This window comes from Bacillus sp. JJ783 (assembly GCF_036963225.1).
Taxonomy (GTDB): Bacteria; Bacillota; Bacilli; order Bacillales; family Bacillaceae_G; genus Bacillus_A; species Bacillus_A cereus_U.
In genome coordinates, this window is record NZ_JBALMG010000188.1 from 1 (window position 1) to 17627 (window position 17627).

A 17627-nucleotide genomic window follows, 5' to 3' on the forward strand; every position below is an offset into this window, starting at 1 on the left:
TAAAATAAAGACGCATTTCAACAGAAATGCGTCTTTATTTTATTACTTTTCTAACATTTCAAGAGGTACATCTTTTTCACCAGCTACCTCGAATTTAATTTCCCCGTCTTCTTCATAAATACGTTTAATAATCGGTATAGTAATCATTAATTTTTTATGCTGTTTTCGCTTTCTAGCAGCATCTAAGCTAATCACGTTCATTTGTAAGCATCCTTTCTTCTAGAAATATATAAACAAAAGAAAATGCGTCCGAAAAGGGCACTTAATTGAATTTGAAATACCGATTCATTTAAATGGGGTTTATATTATTTTATAATTGAAAACTGGTTGTAAAATAATGTGAATGGAATAATTGCACGTAGAAATTAACTTTACCAAAAAACGAAACAATATGCTATAAAAAAATTAAAAACTTTGTCATATCACGAGAAAAAGGTTTTCGTTTCGCATATAATGAAAAGTAGACGGGCAGCAAGAGCTTTTTCATCATATTGCTTTGGAAAGGCGATGAAAAGAATGGATACGTTAGATTCATTATTATCTCAACTTGAACAATATGGAGAAGAGCATGATCGACATAAAAAAACGCGGGAAGAAAAATTTCGGAATATTTCTCGTGAGATGGGACAATTTTTATCAATTTTAGTAAAAGGATGTAATGTAAAAAAAATTTTAGAAATTGGAACTTCAAATGGTTATTCTACATTGTGGCTAGCAAATGCGGTAGAAGAAACAAATGGAAATGTTACAACGGTAGAACTTTCTTCAGAACGGGTGGGAGAGGCACTTGGGAATTTTAGGAAGGTTAATTTCACACAGCGAATCGATATTCACAATCAAGAAGCTGGAGCGTTTTTAGATTCGCAATTAGATCATTCATTTGATTTTATTTTCCTAGATTCAGAACGAACGCAATATATGTGGTGGTGGGAACATATAAAACGTATTTTAGAGCCAAAAGGTTTTCTTGTTATTGATAATGCAACTTCTCATGCGGAGGAACTAGCAGAATTTATAAAGATGATTGAAGAAGATGATACGTTTGAAACGGTGTTATTAGCTTTTCAAAAGGGAGCATTTGTTGCGCGGAAGAATAATTAGAAGTGGGCTTAATGTAATTATCACATTGAAAGATAGCATATGTCAAAAGATAGAGCATTATATAAATTTAAGAGGATAACTAAATGGAACTTCAATTTAATATTCAGTGGTGATTAGTAAGGTAATTCGTAAAGAATCCGCCTTCAGTATGTTACTCTCTAGGTCTTAAGTCTGAGGAAAATAATGACGAGAACAGGTATACTTATACTATGAAATAGGGAATGACTGCATAAGCAGGTATTTCTTGAAAAATCGATTTCAAGCAAGCAAAATGTATATGAAATACGATATATTAGATGAAATATAGTGCACATAAATTCGCACATATAAATAAAGGAGCGATTTTGTTGACTGAACTCGAGAAAAAAGAACCTGTATCGATTGTGAAAGATAATAATGTAGAAGTAGTAGTGGATACAGTAATAAAAGATGCAGAACTTGAAGAACTGAATAAAGAAGCAGATCTTTATGTACAAAAGTTAAATAGCGAGCAAAATACAGATTTATCAAAAGTATTGTCGCAGCTTGGAGACTTAGGGGATAAAGAGCAGCAAGCGGCAGGAAAAACGCTATCAGCTTTAAAACGTCCTGTGACAGCGATGATGAATGGAAAGAATGAAGAAATTCCAAATACATTGTTAGAATTACGAAAAGTGGTATCAGAACTTGATCCAAACTCATTAAAAGCAACTGGTATGAAGAAACTTATGTTTAAAGTGTTTAAGAAAAATCCGCTTGAAAATTACGTGCATAAATATCAATCTATAGATAAGCAAATCGAGGAGATTATAAGATCACTTCTCATTGGCCGTGATAACTTGCAAGAGGATACGGTTGGTCTTGAAATGTTAAAAGAGCAATCACACGATAAAATTCACGCTCTTGATAAACAAGTGTACTTAGGAAGAAAACTTGCTGGTATGCTGGAAGCTGAGAAACAAAATCCAGAACGTCAAAGGGATATTCCGTTAATAAATGATGCATTAGAAAAGATACTTGTGCGTACTCGTAATATGCAACAAGCAAAAAGTGTATTATTACAATCTATCGCGTCTGTAGATATTATTAAGAAAAATAATGAAAAGCTAGCAGAAGCAATTCGCAATGCAATTACGATGACACAAAATGTTGTAACGGTTTCAGCTGCAATTCAGCTCGCATTAACAAATCAACGTAAAACAATTGATGCAGTTAATGCGACAAATGAAGCGATTGAATCAATGGTATTAAGCAATTCTCAAGCATTAAAACAAAATACAGAAGAAACAACAAAACTCCTAGAAAATCCTGCAATTAGCATGGATAAATTACGTGAATCATTCCAAAATGTATTCGCTGCTATTGAAGCATCTGAGAAATCGTCAGAGCGTATTATTGAGTCTAGTAAGAAGTTTGTAATTGAACTTGACACATTTAATGATGAGATGAAGCAGAAACTCATTCAGCGTCCAAGGAAATAACAGATCATTAGAGGAGGTGAAAAAATGAGTTTCATTCAAGGAGTATTACTACTATTAGGGTCATTACTTTTAATCGCATTTACTGTCGTTGTTTTAGTTGTATACTTCGGACGTAAACTTTATTTTTCATGGACGAAACCATATAAGAGAGCGCAAGATTCTATTGAAAAATTATCGAACAAATCAACACCGTTTTTACAAGAATTTACGCAGCACCCACTCTTTTATCGCTGGATTCGTACAGAAGGGAAAAAAGAACAAAATGCATTAAATACTCTTTTCTGTACATCAGGCCAACGTACGAGAGAGCAAGTTTTCTCAATGTTACCGAAAGAAAAGCAGAAAAAAGTGCATGTGATGGCAAAAACAACAAAAAAGCTTACGAATGAAGATATTGATATCGCAACAATGAAAGTGAAAGATTTCTTGAGACAAGAATCACAGCAAACTGTAAAACCGACAGACTTATCGTTTTATAAATTGTATTTCTATGATCGATATCCAGATGCATTAAATACAATTCAAGCATATAAACGCTCGATTAATCCTTCACTACAAAGAACGGTTGATGACATTACAATTTCAGTATTAAATGCACTTCCGTACTATCAAGAACAACGCATGTTTGAACAACAACATAAACTTGAAACGTTCTTAATGAAAGATTTAACAGCGATGCTATCATTAGTGGTACAATTACCACCATCACAACGTCCTGAAAAAGAAGAAGAACTAAAAATATACTTGCAAAATTTCCAAAAAGAAATGGAAGTAGTAGAGCGAGACATTCGTGATTCCATTGATCACGATTTGAATGTGAAGATGAGAGCAGCGACTGAGAAGTTTAAGAATAAATAGAAAAAACCGCCTTAAAAGTTGAATGTTTCGGCTTTTAGGCGGTTTTTTGTGAATTTGAGGAAGTTGATAATTTTAAAAATTGTATGGGAGAAGTTACATTTGTATCACAATCAGAAATGGCAGCGAAAAGAACATATTATTTGATGAAGGAAATATACATTAAAGTATAAATAGCTGAATGAGATTTTTTGTATGATTTGTAAAAATATGATGTTAAAATATATAAAGGGATGTAGAGTCAGAAAAGTACAATGTGCATAATAATTGAATATTGTATAAGTATTCCCATGTAGAAAGTGAATGATTACATGATTAATAGTATGCAATTGTTGTATGTAGTGGCTTCTTATTTATTTGGAAACATATTGACCGCTTATATAGTAACAAAATGGAGACATAACGTTGATATTCGTGATGAAGGAAGCGGAAATCCTGGTGCAAGAAATATGGGGCGAGTATATGGAAAAGGGTATTTTGTCGCTACATTTATAGGTGATGCGATCAAAGGTGCAATTGTAGTTTATATAGCAAAATACCTTTTTGAAGATGCTACATTCGTAATGCTGGCATTATTGGCCGTTATCATTGGACATATTTATCCAATTTTGTTTAAAGGTAAGGGTGGAAAAGGAATTTCAACATTTATTGGAGGGTTAATCGCATTTGATTATTTGATAGCGCTTACTCTAATAGGCATTTTTATTGTATTTTATTTAATATTTAAAGGATTTACTAAGCCAGGGTTAATTACAATCGCTTGTTTACCAATTTGCATGATTTTTTATTCTTACTCTATTGGTACGACTATTTTAAGTGCATTTATTATTGTGCTTATTTTATATGTAAATCGAGAATAAAGTGAATCTTTTATAAGTGGGGGAATCTCCACTTATAATTTTTATTAATTTGATAGTGAGCGGTAAGTAGAGATAAAGGAGGTAAGAAATGGGGTTAATTTATAAGGTTGCTGATCAAGATTGGGAATTTGAAAGTATACATAAATTGAACTATAAAACATTTGTAGAAGAGATTCCGCAGCATGAGGAAACGAAAGAACGTTTTCGTATAGATCGATTTCATGAAGAAAATACATATTTAATTTGTTTAGATGGTGAGAAATTAGTAGGCATGGTCGCGGTGCGGGGAAAACGACCATTCTCGTTAGATTATAAAATTTCAAATTTAGATTTTTATTTACAAGAGCATGGAGAAAAAGTATATGAAATTCGTTTACTCTCAGTAGAAAGTGAATATCGAAATGGAAGAGCACTGTTAGGGTTAATTCGCTTTTTACATCGTTATTTACTTCTAAATGGATATGAATTAGCACTCATTTCAGCCACAACACGTGAGCTTCCTTTATATGAGCAAATGGGGTTTAAACCTTTCCATACGCTAGTTGGAACAGAAGCAGCAGCTTTCCAACCAATGTATGTTACACCCACTAAGTTTGAAGAGTCGAGTGTTGGGGGGATTATGACGAAAGAATATACCTTTTTACCTGGCCCAGTAGACATCGAAGAGAATGTCCAAAAGGCATTTTCTACTAAGCCTATTTCCCATCGCTCCAAGTCATTTCAAGTGACGATGGGAAATGTAAAAAAACGATTACTTCAAATAACGAAAGCAAAACGTGTACAAGTTATGTTAGGAACAGGGACGTTAGCGAATGATGCAATTGCTTTACAGTTACGTTCATTAAAAGGTAAAGGACTAGTTTTAGCGAACGGGGAGTTCGGTAATAGATTAATTGAGCAGGCAAAACGTGCCCATTTAAATTTTGATACGTATAAAAAAGAAATGGCAGAGCCGTTTATTTATACAGAATTAGAAAAAATAATGGCAATTGGAAATTATGAATGGCTTTGGTTTGTTCACCATGAAACATCAACTGGAATGTTAAATAATTTAGAAGAACTAGACATTCTTTGTAAAAAGTATCAAATGAAACTATGTGTAGATTGTATAAGCTCAATTGGAGCAATACGAATAAATTTGAAGGATGTATATTTTGCAAGTGGTGTAAGCGGAAAAGCGATTAAATCATTTACAGGATTATCTTTCGTTTTTCATAATCACATTGTAGAGAAAAACGAATCAATACCTGTGTATATGGATATTGGTATGTATGAAATGGATGATAGTATTCCATACTCCCATTCATGGAATTTAATTTATGCATTGCAAGAAGCATTGAAGCGATTCGAAGATGAAGAGGCATTTGAAAAAATAAAAGAGGCGTATGCTTATATTGAACAAGCTATTACTACTATGGGTTTAAAGCTTGTTTCACCTAAAGATCATGCCGCTCAAATTGTTCTTACCATTCAATTAAACGAAGGGCAGTCTTCTAAGGCAGTAGGCGATGCATTAGCATTACAAGGATATATTGTTCATTATGAATCAGCATATTTACAAAAGAATAACTGGATTCAAATAGCATGTCTGAATCACTATAAAGAACGTGATATGAAGAGGATGTTAAATTGTTTGCAGATGTGTGTCTTAAAGAAGGGCGTACAGGTATGACAAATGTTTTCTTAACATAGTTGGTTGCGTATAAAGGAGTTATTATTTACGAAAACTGAGGAATGACAATAGAGTAGATCATAAATCATTGGAAGAGGTGTTAGTATGATAACTAGTAAACTACCATTACATATAGCAGACATTAAAAAGGCTCAAAAAATTCTTGATAGAAACGTTCGTAAAACACCATTAGTAAAATCTTTTTATTTGACTAGTAAAACTGGTGGAGAAATTCATTTGAAGTTAGAAAATATGCAATTAACGGGTTCTTTTAAATTCCGTGGTGCATTTAATAAAATGTCGCAGCTTACAGAGCAAGAAAAAGAGAAAGGCGTTATTGCATGTTCGGCAGGTAATCATGCACAAGGTGTTGCTTTATCTGCTCATTTACTTGGTATTAAGAGTAAAATCGTAATGCCAATTTCTGCACCTCTAGCGAAAGTCGAGGCTACCAGAGGATATGGATCAGAAGTTGTTTTATACGGTGAAACTTTTGATGATGCGAAGGCAAAATGTGAGGAGATTATAAGAGAAACAGGTGAAACATACTTACATCCATATGACGATGTAGAGGTAATGGCTGGTCAAGGCACAATTGGCTTAGATATTCTTGATGATATGTGGGATGTTGATACGGTTATTGTGCCAATTGGCGGAGGCGGAATTATTTCTGGTATTGCTGTTGCATTAAAATCTTTTAATCCATCAATCAATATAATTGGTGTACAAGCAGAAAATGTTCATGGGATGAAGGCATCTTATGATAAAGGGACAATCGTAGAACATTACGAGGCACCTACTATAGCAGATGGTTGCGCAGTTAAAATACCAGGGAATTTAACGTTTGAAGTTGTAAAAGAATTAGTAGATGATATTGTAACAGTATCAGAAGGTGAATTAGAGGTAGCAATGAAAGACTTATTACAACGTGGAAAGGCTGTAGTAGAAGGTGCGGGTGCACTAGCTACTGCTGCTCTGCTTGCAGGGAAAGTTGATCAGTATATTAAAGGGAAAAAAGTAGTAGCGGTTATATCTGGTGGCAACGTAGACTTGCAACGTATATCAAGTGTATGTGAGCACTTTTTTGTAGCTAATGAAGTGAAATAGTATTTTGAAAAATAGTTTTATGAAAGAGGAGCTAAGAGAAATTATCTTAGCTCCTCTTTCATTATGCTTGTGCTGAAGTAAATAATGACTCCATTTTTATTTTACTCTTTTCTCTAATTTCAGCATCCGCATGTCGCATAACATATTTATGCGCTACAGCGATTGCTAAAACATCATCTAATAAGCCGATTCCGATAATAGCAGCTATATCTGGAATGAAATCGATTGTTAATACGTAGTAGGATAAAGCGGCTAATATAATGAGTTTCGCTTTAGTAGGTAACTCTTTCTTTTTCATTGTGTAGAATAAAATAATACTTTCATATACGCTGGATTTTCCGAGGTTTACTGAGCTTTTTTTGAATTTTTTCCAAAGTGTCTGTTTCTCCATATAAACACTCCTTTTACAAAAACATAGATTTTTTAAAAGGATGGACAAAGAAGCGAAAGAATAATCAATTTTATTATTTTTTCTTATTGTATATTTCCATAAGGAATAGGAAAGTACCTGTTCGAAAAAATAAAATGTGTACTTTATAATTACTGTATAAAATAATAAAAGGCCTATCTTTCCTATATCGGAAAGATAGGCTTTTCAATTCATAGATTCTGCAATTTGAATCAAATCCTGAGCATTGTATTTTCTTTTTATATGTAGTTTGTTACCAATGGCGATTTTATATTGAAAACCGTCTTTCTGAAATATAAGCTCATATGCCAAATCAAAATGAGGGTTATATAGTGCTTTCATATTATTTTTTAAAGTATAGAACTTTGTTCCCCTGTGTACATATTGGTCTAATTTATTGTGAACTGGTGAAACAGTGATTTTTATAATCCCATTAATATCTTCATTATTGTAATGTAGTTCCAGGTTATTGTTATAGATGTAACCGTAAAATTGCTGAATTTCGAATGGGAATTTTGTTGGAGTAAGTATATGTTGTTTAAGTTTCATTTCATACTCTTTTACAATAGTAGCTTCTTTCATAAACGGATTAGTTCCATCATAAATTTGATTAATGTGAGATATTTTATTATTTTTTGTTACTATTTCTAAAATGAAACCAATAGTACATACATCACTAGTGTCTTTGAAATAAGCGATAAGAATTGTAGTATCCTCTTTAGGAGACGGTACGTCTATAATTTTATGAAGATGTTTTTCTTTTTGGAAAGTAGGTATTTTGAGTCCTTCTGTTACATATGAATGCATTAATTTTTTATCATTTTTAAGTAAAGCGTGTTTGAATTTACTTATTATATCGGTTTGAGATTTCGCGATAATAATTGAGGAAGATTGAAAATATAGTAAGAAAAATATGCAAAAAATATTTATTAATTTAGTGGTCAATTTTATCACCCTATAACTATATTTCCGTAACATTGAAATATATATGTATATGATAATGTATATAATTTAAAAGATGTTTTAGGAGGGGAAAAGATGAGTTTATTATTTGATGTAATAGCAGATATAATTTTATTTTATCCTCGAAATGATATGAAATTAAAACATCATATTGCGAAGTTAAGTGAGTTTGAGTGGTTTCGAAATCTACATGAAGATCCGAAGTATACAAGTTTAATTTGGAGTAATAGAAAAATTAAAAAGTTTATTTTGTCTTCTATTAACATGGAAGCATTAATAAAATCCGAGAAAAAACAAAAAGAGTTTATCCATCTAGTACACGATGAATATAAAAAAAGAAGGTAAGAATTTTTTTATTTTTCATATTTGGCGAAACAAATGGTACAATGAAAGCTAATGTGAAAAATAAGGAAAAGAAGTGGTCTATTTGAAAAACTTTTTAGAATTAGGAATTAGTGAAACTTTTAATCATACATTACGTGAAAATGGAATTACAGAAGCAACACCGATTCAGGAGAAGGCAATTCCTGTTATTATGTCAGGTAAAGACATTATTGGTCAGGCGAAAACAGGGACGGGTAAAACGTTAGCGTTCGTTTTACCGATTTTAGAAAAAATCGATCCAGAGTCTAGTGATGTTCAGGCTTTAATTGTTGCGCCAACAAGGGAACTAGCACTGCAAATTACGGCTGAAATTAAAAAAATGCTTGTTCAAAGAGAAGATATTAATGTACTAGCGATTTATGGTGGGCAAGATGTAGCGCAACAATTGAGAAAATTAAAAGGTAATACACATATTGTTGTTGCGACACCAGGACGATTATTAGATCATATACGACGTGAAACAATTGATTTAAGTAATCTTTCAACGATTGTACTAGATGAAGCGGATCAAATGCTTTATTTCGGTTTCTTATATGATATTGAAGATATTTTAGATGAGACACCTGGTAGTAAACAAACGATGTTATTCTCAGCAACGATGCCAAAAGATATTAAAAAATTGGCGAAACGTTATATGGATGAGCCGCAAATGATTCAAGTACAAAGTGAAGAAGTAACGGTAGATACAATTGAACAGCGTGTCATTGAGACGACAGATCGTGCAAAGCCAGATGCACTTCGTTTTGTTATGGATCGTGATCAGCCATTTTTAGCAGTTATTTTCTGTCGTACAAAGGTTAGAGCAAGTAAGCTTTATGATAATTTAAAAGGACTAGGTTATAATTGTGCTGAACTTCATGGTGATATACCTCAAGCGAAACGTGAAAGAGTTATGAAGAGTTTCCGCGAAGCTAAAATTCAGTACTTAATCGCAACGGATGTAGCAGCTCGTGGACTTGATGTAGATGGTGTAACGCACGTATTTAACTTTGATATCCCTGAAGATGTAGAAAGCTATATTCACCGCATTGGCCGAACAGGACGTGCAGGTGGATCAGGTCTTGCAATTACGTTCGTTGCAGCGAAAGATGAAAAACATTTAGAAGAAATTGAAAAAACGCTTGGTGCACCAATACAAAGAGAAATAATCGAACAACCGATGATAAAAAATGTAGATGAAAATGGAAAACCGGTACAAGAGCCGGCTCCAAAGAAATCAGGTCAATATCGTCAAAGAGATAGCCGTGAAGGTTCAAGAAGTGGTTCAAAAGGTGGACCAAGAAACGATTCAAGAAATAGTTCGAGAAATGATAACAACCGATCATTTAATAAACCAAGTAATAAGAATGGTAGTGGAAAGCAAGGTCAGCAAAGACGTGGCCGTTAAATTCTAAAATAGTAATCGGGATAAAGAGGGTTGTTATTATTTGTCGATAAGTTGATAAATAATAACAATCACCGATAAAATTTCAGATATGCTTGTAAATCATTTTATTTATTAGATAGACAAAAAAGAGTCGCGAAAAATTGCGGCTCTTTTTTGTTCTTTATTTTGAAATTAGTATATACACGATAAGTTCGATTTATGAAGCAATTTAATTTCATTTACCGTAATAAAAGTAATTTTAAACATTTATTAAGAACATAAAAAATGTTTGCGGAGCTTCTTTATTAATGGGGAGCTTTTCTTTTTTTTAAACTCTCTCGTGTGTTATTATGGGATTATTCTGAATTTATGATAGGAGGCCTTTTGATGAAAAATGAAACGTTACATACACAAGAAGATATTTTAAAGATGATGGATTCTTTATTAAGACCCGCAGTACCATTTTGGAATGAATTTTACACGAATAGAGAAAAGGATGTTCCTTTTTTTGCAAATGTTTCAGATGAGAATTTAGTTTCATATATACAAAAAGAATGGATTTCAAAAGGGAAAGTGTTAGAGCTTGGATGTGGTCCAGGAAGAAATGCAATTTATTTAGCGAAACAAGGGTTTGATGTAACAGCCGTAGATTTGTCTATAGAAGGAATTAATTGGGCCAAAGAGAGGGCGTTAGAAAACGGAATAGAAATAAAATTTGTTTGTGAATCGATTTTTAATTTGGATTTTCAAGATGAATATGATTTTGTATATGATTCCGGTTGCTTGCATCACATTCCACCACATAGAAGAATGAATTATGTTGATCTAGTTAAAAACTCATTAAAATCGGGTGGTTATTTCGGATTAATATGTTTTGCAGCAGGTGATTTGAATGAGCGAAATGGATCGGAAATAACGGACTGGGATGTGTATAGAGGATGGAGTTTGCAAGGTGGTCTTGCATATTCAGAAGAAAAGTTAAGAGAGATATTTAAAGAATTTGAAGTAATTGAAATTAGAAAAATGAAGCAAATTGAACAACCAAATAATATGTTTGGGGAATCATTTCTTTGGACAGCATTATTTAAGGAGAAATAAGAAAGTAGATAATTGACAAACTCATCGTTTTTATAGACAATATATTTACAGGAATATACGTTCGGTTTTGTTGGTCGATGTATGTTTTGCATAAATATATAACAAGGGGATGTCTCTAAATGAGTAACACAAATCAAAAAATCACTACGTTTTTAATGTTTGAGGGAAAAGCTGAAGAAGCGATGAATTTTTATACGTCGTTATTTGATCAATCAGAAATTGTAAACATCTCTCGATACGATGAAAAGGGACCTGGTGAAGAGGGAACTGTAATTCATGCAACATTCACGTTAAATGGCCAAGAGTTCATGTGTATCGATAGTTTTGTAAAGCATGATTTTACATTCACTCCAGCTATGTCTCTCTATGTAACTTGTGAAACAGAAGAAGAAATTAAAACTGTTTTTAATAAGTTAGCACAAGATGGAGCAATTCTTATGCCTTTAGGTGCCTATCCATTTAGTAAAAAGTTTGGCTGGTTAAATGATAAGTATGGCGTATCTTGGCAGTTAACGCTTGCTGGAGATGAATAATTAAAATAATATGGTGACATTAACGTCATAACAAAAGGGATGATTCAAGACTAATATGTATCATCCCTTTTATTATTTGTTTTACAAACGTCACTGGTTTTTAAAGAACGTTTCATTATTATAACTAAAGAAGAAAGACCATCGTTATTCAATAAGATTAAAATAGATTTAGCTACCCGTTGTATTTATAACAACTTTAGGTTTTTATATAATATAAAACTGCTAATTTAATTTTTCAGCTTATCTAGTAATTGAATTCATTAACTGGAAGAAGTATTCAGGTTTATAAGTCTTATTTAGGTTATACCATGAATGTAACGTATCTGGTGCAAATACATCAATTTTTTTCAATACTTCCATTGCAAATTCCAGAGGAGCTACTCCTGATGCAGTAATCAAATTTTCATCACATACTGCAGGTTCCATCTTATAAAGTTGTTCTCCTTTATAATTAGGACAAACCATTTTAATATATTCTAAATCATTGCTTGTATGTTTTCTAGAATCTAGGTATCCAAAGTTCGCTAACCCCTCAGTTGCACCACAAATGGCAGCAACAATAGTGCCGAGTTTTAACGCTTCACCAATTTTTTTTAAGATAGGATGATGAATGCTTTCTCCCCAAGTAGTCCCTCCAGGTAAAACTAAAAGATCGTTACTCTCAAGAGTACATTCATCAAGGGAAATATCTGGCTTTATGCTCAGTCCTCCCATCGTAGTAATAATTTCATTATTAGCTCCTACTGTAACTACCTTTAAAGGGGCTAACTCTTTTTTGAAATATCTTCCTGAGTTTAGTTCTGCAATTAAATGTCCATATTCCCAGTCTGACATCGTATTAAATACATAAAGATAAACTTTTTTTGTTTGCATACAATAACACTCCAATCACAATTGAGTTTTTCAAAAAAATATTAATAAATAAATTTTACAATATTTATCATTTGAATTTAACCTATTTCTTTAAGAATTCTTTAAAAAGTAATTTGGATACTTTATTTGAAGGTATGGTTTAAGAATTAAACAGCCTTCAAAAAATATAATAGTTGAAATTTGTTGGTTTTAGAATGAAGAAATTAGGCTCAATATACCAACTTAATTATTCATAATTGAGTTGTGGTATAATTTACATACAGGGGGAAAGTAGATGACACAACATAAAGAAGAGCAAATGAATGAGGCATTAGCATTATTTTACTTTGCATATAAAACTTTCACAGAAAAACCAGATGAAATAATAAAAGAATATAGTATACAGCGTGTACATCATAGAATTTTGTTTTTTATCGCTCGTTTTCCAGGGCTTAGTGTAAATGAGTTGCTATCACTTTTAGAAATAAGTAAACAAGCTCTTCACGGACCGTTGCGCCAACTGTTAGATAAAGGACTTATTGAGAGTAATGAAGCTGCACATGATCGTCGTGTGAAACAGCTGTCTTTAACAGAAGAAGGAACAGACTTAGAGAAAAAACTGAGCGATGTTCAAAGAGAGCAAATGGGAGCTATTTTTGAACAGTTTGGCGAATCATGTGAAGAAAATTGGCATCAGGTTATGAATGAAATGGCAAATAGCCGTTCAGGATTTGATGCATGGACGTCTAAGCGTGAAATACCAGTAAAATAAAAGATAGAAATAGTATCTTGATTTGTAGTTTGAAGAATCATAAATTTTTATCTGTATATTTGGCAACTATGGATAAAAAATTCACATTACCAAAAACTTTATATGTGTACGTATTGAAATTTTAAAATTCATATTTCCGAGAGGGGAATTATAATGATAAAACTGGTACTCATTCGTCACGGACAAAGTTTGTGGAATCTTGAAAATCGATTTACAGGATGGACAGATGTAGATTTATCAAAGAATGGATTAAGTGAAGCGAGAGAAGCAGGAACAATATTAAAAAAGAATGGATATACGTTTGATGTTGCGTATACATCAGTATTAAAACGAGCAATTCGGACATTATGGATTGTACTTCATGAAATGGATCTCACTTGGGTCCCTATACATAACTCATGGAAGTTGAATGAACGCCATTATGGTGCACTACAAGGATTGAATAAAGACGAAACTGCAAAAAAATATGGAGATGAAAAAGTTCATATTTGGAGAAGAAGTATAGATGTGAGACCACATGCACTTACTGAAGATGATCCCCGATATGAAGCGAATAATCCGAGATACAAAACGTTAAAAAAAGGCGAGTTCCCATTAACTGAATGTTTAGAGGATACGGAGAAAAGAGTACTTGATTATTGGCATGCAAAAATCGCACCGGCATTAAAAAATGGTGAAAAAGTAATTATTTCATCACACGGCAATACGATTCGTTCACTTGTGAAATACTTAGACAATCTCTCAAATGATGGTGTAGTAACATTAAATATACCGACTAGCATTCCGCTTGTTTATGAATTGGACGAAAATTTACATCCGATTCGTCATTATTACTTAAGTATGGACGGGGAAGTACCTGAAGGGGAAATTCCGAAACATATTTCTTTTTAACGTGAAAATTTGAAACGCATGCTTGTCTACATATACAATGTAGATTCATGATAAAAGACGTGGCCTGCTTCTAATGTATATGCGATGTAGCTAACTTTAGAAGGTTGTCCACGTCTTTTGTCATAAAGATGGCTCTTTGCGCATGTAATGGTATCGTGAGTAGTTTTGGAATGGAGGGTGATGTGATTGACGATCTCTAACATTCGAATCGGCTTATTTATTTTAGCAATCGTCTTTATTGTTCTTGTTTTCTTTTATTGGAAAAATGAAGAATTGTATGAGGAGAAGAAACAGCGAATTCGAAAAACGTGGTACGGTTTGTTCATAACATCAGTCACAGTTTATTTCACGATAAAAGGAATAGATTTAACCCTCTGGAAAAATCTTTTAATGTTTACTGCGATGGTAATTTTCGTTGATATTGCATTCATTTTGACACCTAACATTTCAGAAATATGGGGTGCAAAATTCAGTGATATCGGAAAGACGGTCCAATCAATTAAACGGTCATTAATTGCTTCAAAAGCAAGAGGAGAAATATATACGACAATTATTCAAAATGTAAATCCAGCAGCCTTTGGGACAATGGAATGGCACACGGAAGAAGAATATACAAAAAGTTTAAACGCATTTCTTGATTCGTATGCTGAAAAAGTAGGTGCGAAAATTGTTGTATTTGAAGCAGCGAACGAATTAAATACGAATTTCCGTGGTATTCGCTCTCAATTTAGTATTACAGTACCTCTAGAACATATAGAGCAATTGAATGGCCAGCAAGCGGTTCAAGTAGAAAATGTCGGAATTATACCAGCAAAAATAGTGAATGATGTTTTTATTGTTATTGATGGGAAGAAGAATAACCTTCAAGATCGAGATTTTGAAAATGTATATAATTTAACAATACATCATAGTTATTTTTGTAAGTAGGACAGAATCTTTTTCTGTCCTTTTCATCTATACATAATGTTTTAAAAAATTCGGACACAGTTGTATAAAATAGGACAATCATTCCTACACTAGCACGTAGAGGTGATTGCAGTGATAAAAGAATATGACAATGATTTTTTTAAAGAAGAAAATGAAGATGCAACAGATTTTTCTTTAATAAAAGGAGATACTTTGCAGCAAGTAGAAGAGTTAGAAGAAGAATTAAAAAGAAAGTGATAAGTGTACACGCTGTCTATATTTACTATATAATATAAATAAAAGATTGTATCTTTTGTAAAAGGGGGAGAAGGTATGGCAGAATTAAATGTACAAAAGTCTTCGTTTTTTAAAGATAAAAAGGAAGAATCAAATACAGATTTCTCTCTTGTGAAAGGTGCATTAACGGAAAAAATAGATCACTTAGAGAAACTGATTGATGGGAAAACATCTAAATATATACAACATAAGAAATTAAAGGAGAATACATAAATGTGTTCTCCTTTAATTTTTTGTTTCGTTATTGGTAGGGAATTATTCAGTATAAAAGTAAAATGGTGAATCATGATATAATAGAAGGTGATTTAAGTTATTTACATATGGATTGTATTTGAGAGAGGAGCTTAAAAATGTATTCTACTTTAGAACAATTAACAAAGCACCCTGTATTTTATCATTTTGCAGAAATTTCAAAGATTCCTAGAGGATCAGGTAATGAAAAAGAAATTAGTGATTACTTAGTGAGTTTCGCAAAGGAACGTAATTTAGAAGTTACTCAAGACGAAGCGTTAAATGTCATTATAAAAAAAGAAGCTACTTCTGGTTATGAGAATGTTCCAGCTATTATCATTCAGGGGCACTCTGATATGGTGTGCGAAAAAAACCAAGCGACAGTTCATGATTTTGAGAAAGATCCAATTGAATTAAGAATTATTGGTGATATGTTATATGCAAGCGAAACTACATTAGGTGCTGATAATGGTATTGCCGTTGCATATGCATTAGCATTATTAGATTCAACAGACATTCCGCATCCAGCTTTAGAAGTTGTTATTACAACTGAAGAAGAAACGACAATGGGCGGTGCATTCGCTGTCGATTCAAATCATTTTGACGGAAAAATATTTATTAATATTGATTCTGAAGAAGATCATAAATTACTAGTGAGTAGCGCAGGTGGTGCGAAAGCAGTTGAAACGATTTCAGTGATTTGGGATGAAGCGCCAGTAGATATGGACACATACCGACTATATGTTGGTGGACTTACAGGTGGACATTCTGGTTTGGAAATTGATAAACAACGCGGTAATGCGAATAAAGTATTAGGACGAGTTTTACGTGATTTATCAATTCAAATTCAATTTAATATGAGTGAGGTTCATGGCGGCTTAAAAACAAATGCAATTCCGCGTGAAAGTGTAGCTACAATTTTATTACGTGCAGAAGATGTACAGCAAGTAGAAGAAAAACTAAAATCATGGACACGTATTTTACAAGAAGAGCTGCGTGCTGTTGATCCGGATGTTCATGTTTCACTTACAAAAGTAGAAGAAAAGGTGGAAAAAGTCTTTTCTAAAGAAACACAAAAACAGCTTATTTCTTCATTATTCTTAATTCCAAATGGTATACAAAGTATGAGCATGGATATTAAAGGTCTTGTAGAAAGCTCAACTAATTTAGGAGTTATTCAAACACTGCAAGATGAGATTAAATTACGAAGCGAAGTGAGAAGTTCTGTAAGTAGTTTAAAACAACATATTGTAGATGAAATTAAGTATATTGCGGAATTAGTAGGGGCAACATTTGAAAAAGAGTCTGAGTATCCAGAATGGCCATATAATCCTAATTCGCCTATCCGTAATTTATTCGAAAAAGTGCACCAAGAAAAATACAGCAAAGATGCTGAAATCTTCGCGGTACATGCAGGGATTGAGTGCAGCGTATTTGTTCAAAAAATGCCTGATTTAGATGCAATTTCATTCGGTCCAGATATCTTTAATGTTCACACACCAGATGAGCATATTAGTATTTCTTCTGTTGTGAATAACTGGGGATTCTTTGTTGATGTAATGAAGGGAACGAAAGAATTAGCTAAGTAATAACCGATGAATTTAAGAGCAGCCCATAAAAATTTATAGGCTGCTTTTTGTATTGAATTTTATAAGAAATTCATTTTTCGTTAGTATGTAATAATAAGTTTGAACAATTAATAATGATTAATTATTGCGAATGATATAGAATCAATTCGAATGGGCGGAGAAAATAGAAGTAAAGATTTATAGGCTATATAAAGTAAAGAAGCTGAAAAACTGTATGTTTTTTATCTCAAATCAATTATATCTATAAATTTAAGAAAAATTCTGTTATAAGATGCATCAGT

General features: G+C 32.7%; 20 protein-coding genes. 16 read left to right on the forward strand and 4 right to left on the reverse strand.

Annotated elements, in window-relative coordinates; translation table 11 throughout:
- Positions 1-42: 42 nt before the first annotated feature.
- Entirely contained in the window at positions 43-201 is a 159-nt protein-coding gene (locus V7038_RS27265) for a hypothetical protein (protein ID WP_002157830.1), read from the reverse strand.
- A 306-nt stretch (positions 202-507) separates the two neighbouring features.
- On the opposite strand from V7038_RS27265, the gene V7038_RS27270 reads away from it, so the two are divergent.
- The 6 genes from V7038_RS27270 to tdcB all read left to right on the forward strand — a co-directional run bounded on the left by V7038_RS27270 (position 508) and on the right by tdcB (position 7055).
- A complete protein-coding gene (locus tag V7038_RS27270; RefSeq protein WP_199661791.1) occupies positions 508-1101 on the forward strand; it encodes an O-methyltransferase in 594 nt (197 codons plus the stop codon).
- 347 nt (positions 1102-1448) lie between these two features.
- Entirely contained in the window at positions 1449-2561 is a 1113-nt protein-coding gene (locus tag V7038_RS27275; RefSeq protein WP_335695916.1) for a toxic anion resistance protein, read from the forward strand.
- A gap of 24 nt (positions 2562-2585) precedes the next feature.
- Positions 2586-3419, forward strand: coding sequence for a DUF3974 domain-containing protein (locus tag V7038_RS27280; protein WP_070128382.1), 834 nt, complete (start codon positions 2586-2588; stop codon positions 3417-3419).
- Positions 3420-3727: 308 nt separating this feature from the next.
- Complete coding sequence (plsY, locus tag V7038_RS27285) at positions 3728-4276, forward strand: glycerol-3-phosphate 1-O-acyltransferase PlsY (RefSeq protein ID WP_002109931.1); 549 nt, start codon at positions 3728-3730, stop codon at positions 4274-4276.
- Between the two features lie 88 nt (positions 4277-4364).
- Positions 4365-5948 (forward strand): aminotransferase class V-fold PLP-dependent enzyme, encoded by a 1584-nt coding sequence (locus V7038_RS27290; RefSeq protein ID WP_199661790.1) that lies wholly within the window; start codon positions 4365-4367, stop codon positions 5946-5948.
- Positions 5949-6053: 105 nt separating this feature from the next.
- The gene (tdcB, locus tag V7038_RS27295) at positions 6054-7055 is read left to right on the forward strand and encodes a bifunctional threonine ammonia-lyase/L-serine ammonia-lyase TdcB (protein WP_002157827.1); all 1002 of its coding nucleotides are present in this window, start codon (positions 6054-6056) and stop codon (positions 7053-7055) included.
- A gap of 61 nt (positions 7056-7116) precedes the next feature.
- Here the strand turns inward: tdcB and V7038_RS27300 are convergent, their stop codons facing one another.
- Together V7038_RS27300 and V7038_RS27305 are read right to left on the reverse strand one after the other, a co-directional pair.
- Entirely contained in the window at positions 7117-7446 is a 330-nt protein-coding gene (locus V7038_RS27300; protein ID WP_002109937.1) for a YkvA family protein, read from the reverse strand.
- Positions 7447-7650: 204 nt separating this feature from the next.
- On the reverse strand, positions 7651-8409 hold the full coding sequence (locus V7038_RS27305) for a hypothetical protein (protein WP_335695917.1): 759 nt from the start codon (positions 8407-8409) through the stop codon (positions 7651-7653).
- A gap of 93 nt (positions 8410-8502) precedes the next feature.
- Here V7038_RS27305 and V7038_RS27310 point away from each other — a divergent pair, with 93 nt between their 5' ends.
- From V7038_RS27310 to V7038_RS27325, 4 genes are all read left to right on the forward strand, one after another.
- On the forward strand, positions 8503-8772 hold the full coding sequence (locus tag V7038_RS27310) for a hypothetical protein (protein WP_335695918.1): 270 nt from the start codon (positions 8503-8505) through the stop codon (positions 8770-8772).
- Positions 8773-8845: 73 nt separating this feature from the next.
- On the forward strand, positions 8846-10198 hold the full coding sequence (locus tag V7038_RS27315) for a DEAD/DEAH box helicase (protein ID WP_335695919.1): 1353 nt from the start codon (positions 8846-8848) through the stop codon (positions 10196-10198).
- Positions 10199-10564: 366 nt separating this feature from the next.
- Complete coding sequence (locus V7038_RS27320) at positions 10565-11275, forward strand: class I SAM-dependent methyltransferase (protein WP_335695920.1); 711 nt, start codon at positions 10565-10567, stop codon at positions 11273-11275.
- Positions 11276-11394: 119 nt separating this feature from the next.
- Positions 11395-11808, forward strand: coding sequence for a VOC family protein (locus tag V7038_RS27325; RefSeq protein ID WP_002200476.1), 414 nt, complete (start codon positions 11395-11397; stop codon positions 11806-11808).
- Positions 11809-12048: 240 nt separating this feature from the next.
- On the opposite strand, the gene V7038_RS27330 is transcribed toward V7038_RS27325, so the two are convergent.
- Complete coding sequence (locus V7038_RS27330) at positions 12049-12681, reverse strand: type 1 glutamine amidotransferase family protein (RefSeq protein WP_002017047.1); 633 nt, start codon at positions 12679-12681, stop codon at positions 12049-12051.
- A gap of 274 nt (positions 12682-12955) precedes the next feature.
- Between V7038_RS27330 and V7038_RS27335 the strand changes: the two genes are divergently transcribed.
- From V7038_RS27335 to V7038_RS27360, 6 genes are all read left to right on the forward strand, one after another.
- Positions 12956-13432 (forward strand): MarR family winged helix-turn-helix transcriptional regulator, encoded by a 477-nt coding sequence (locus V7038_RS27335; protein ID WP_002109945.1) that lies wholly within the window; start codon positions 12956-12958, stop codon positions 13430-13432.
- Positions 13433-13585: 153 nt separating this feature from the next.
- Positions 13586-14323, forward strand: a complete 738-nt coding sequence (gene gpmA / locus V7038_RS27340; protein WP_335695921.1) for a 2,3-diphosphoglycerate-dependent phosphoglycerate mutase — start codon at positions 13586-13588, stop codon at positions 14321-14323.
- 186 nt (positions 14324-14509) lie between these two features.
- On the forward strand, positions 14510-15250 hold the full coding sequence (locus tag V7038_RS27345) for a type II toxin-antitoxin system SpoIISA family toxin (RefSeq protein ID WP_335695922.1): 741 nt from the start codon (positions 14510-14512) through the stop codon (positions 15248-15250).
- Positions 15251-15361: 111 nt separating this feature from the next.
- Complete coding sequence (locus V7038_RS27350) at positions 15362-15487, forward strand: hypothetical protein (protein ID WP_002109948.1); 126 nt, start codon at positions 15362-15364, stop codon at positions 15485-15487.
- 75 nt (positions 15488-15562) lie between these two features.
- Positions 15563-15739, forward strand: coding sequence for a hypothetical protein (locus tag V7038_RS27355; protein ID WP_002109949.1), 177 nt, complete (start codon positions 15563-15565; stop codon positions 15737-15739).
- Between the two features lie 137 nt (positions 15740-15876).
- Complete coding sequence (locus V7038_RS27360; protein WP_335695923.1) at positions 15877-17346, forward strand: aminoacyl-histidine dipeptidase; 1470 nt, start codon at positions 15877-15879, stop codon at positions 17344-17346.
- The last annotated feature ends 281 nt before the right edge of the window (positions 17347-17627 follow it).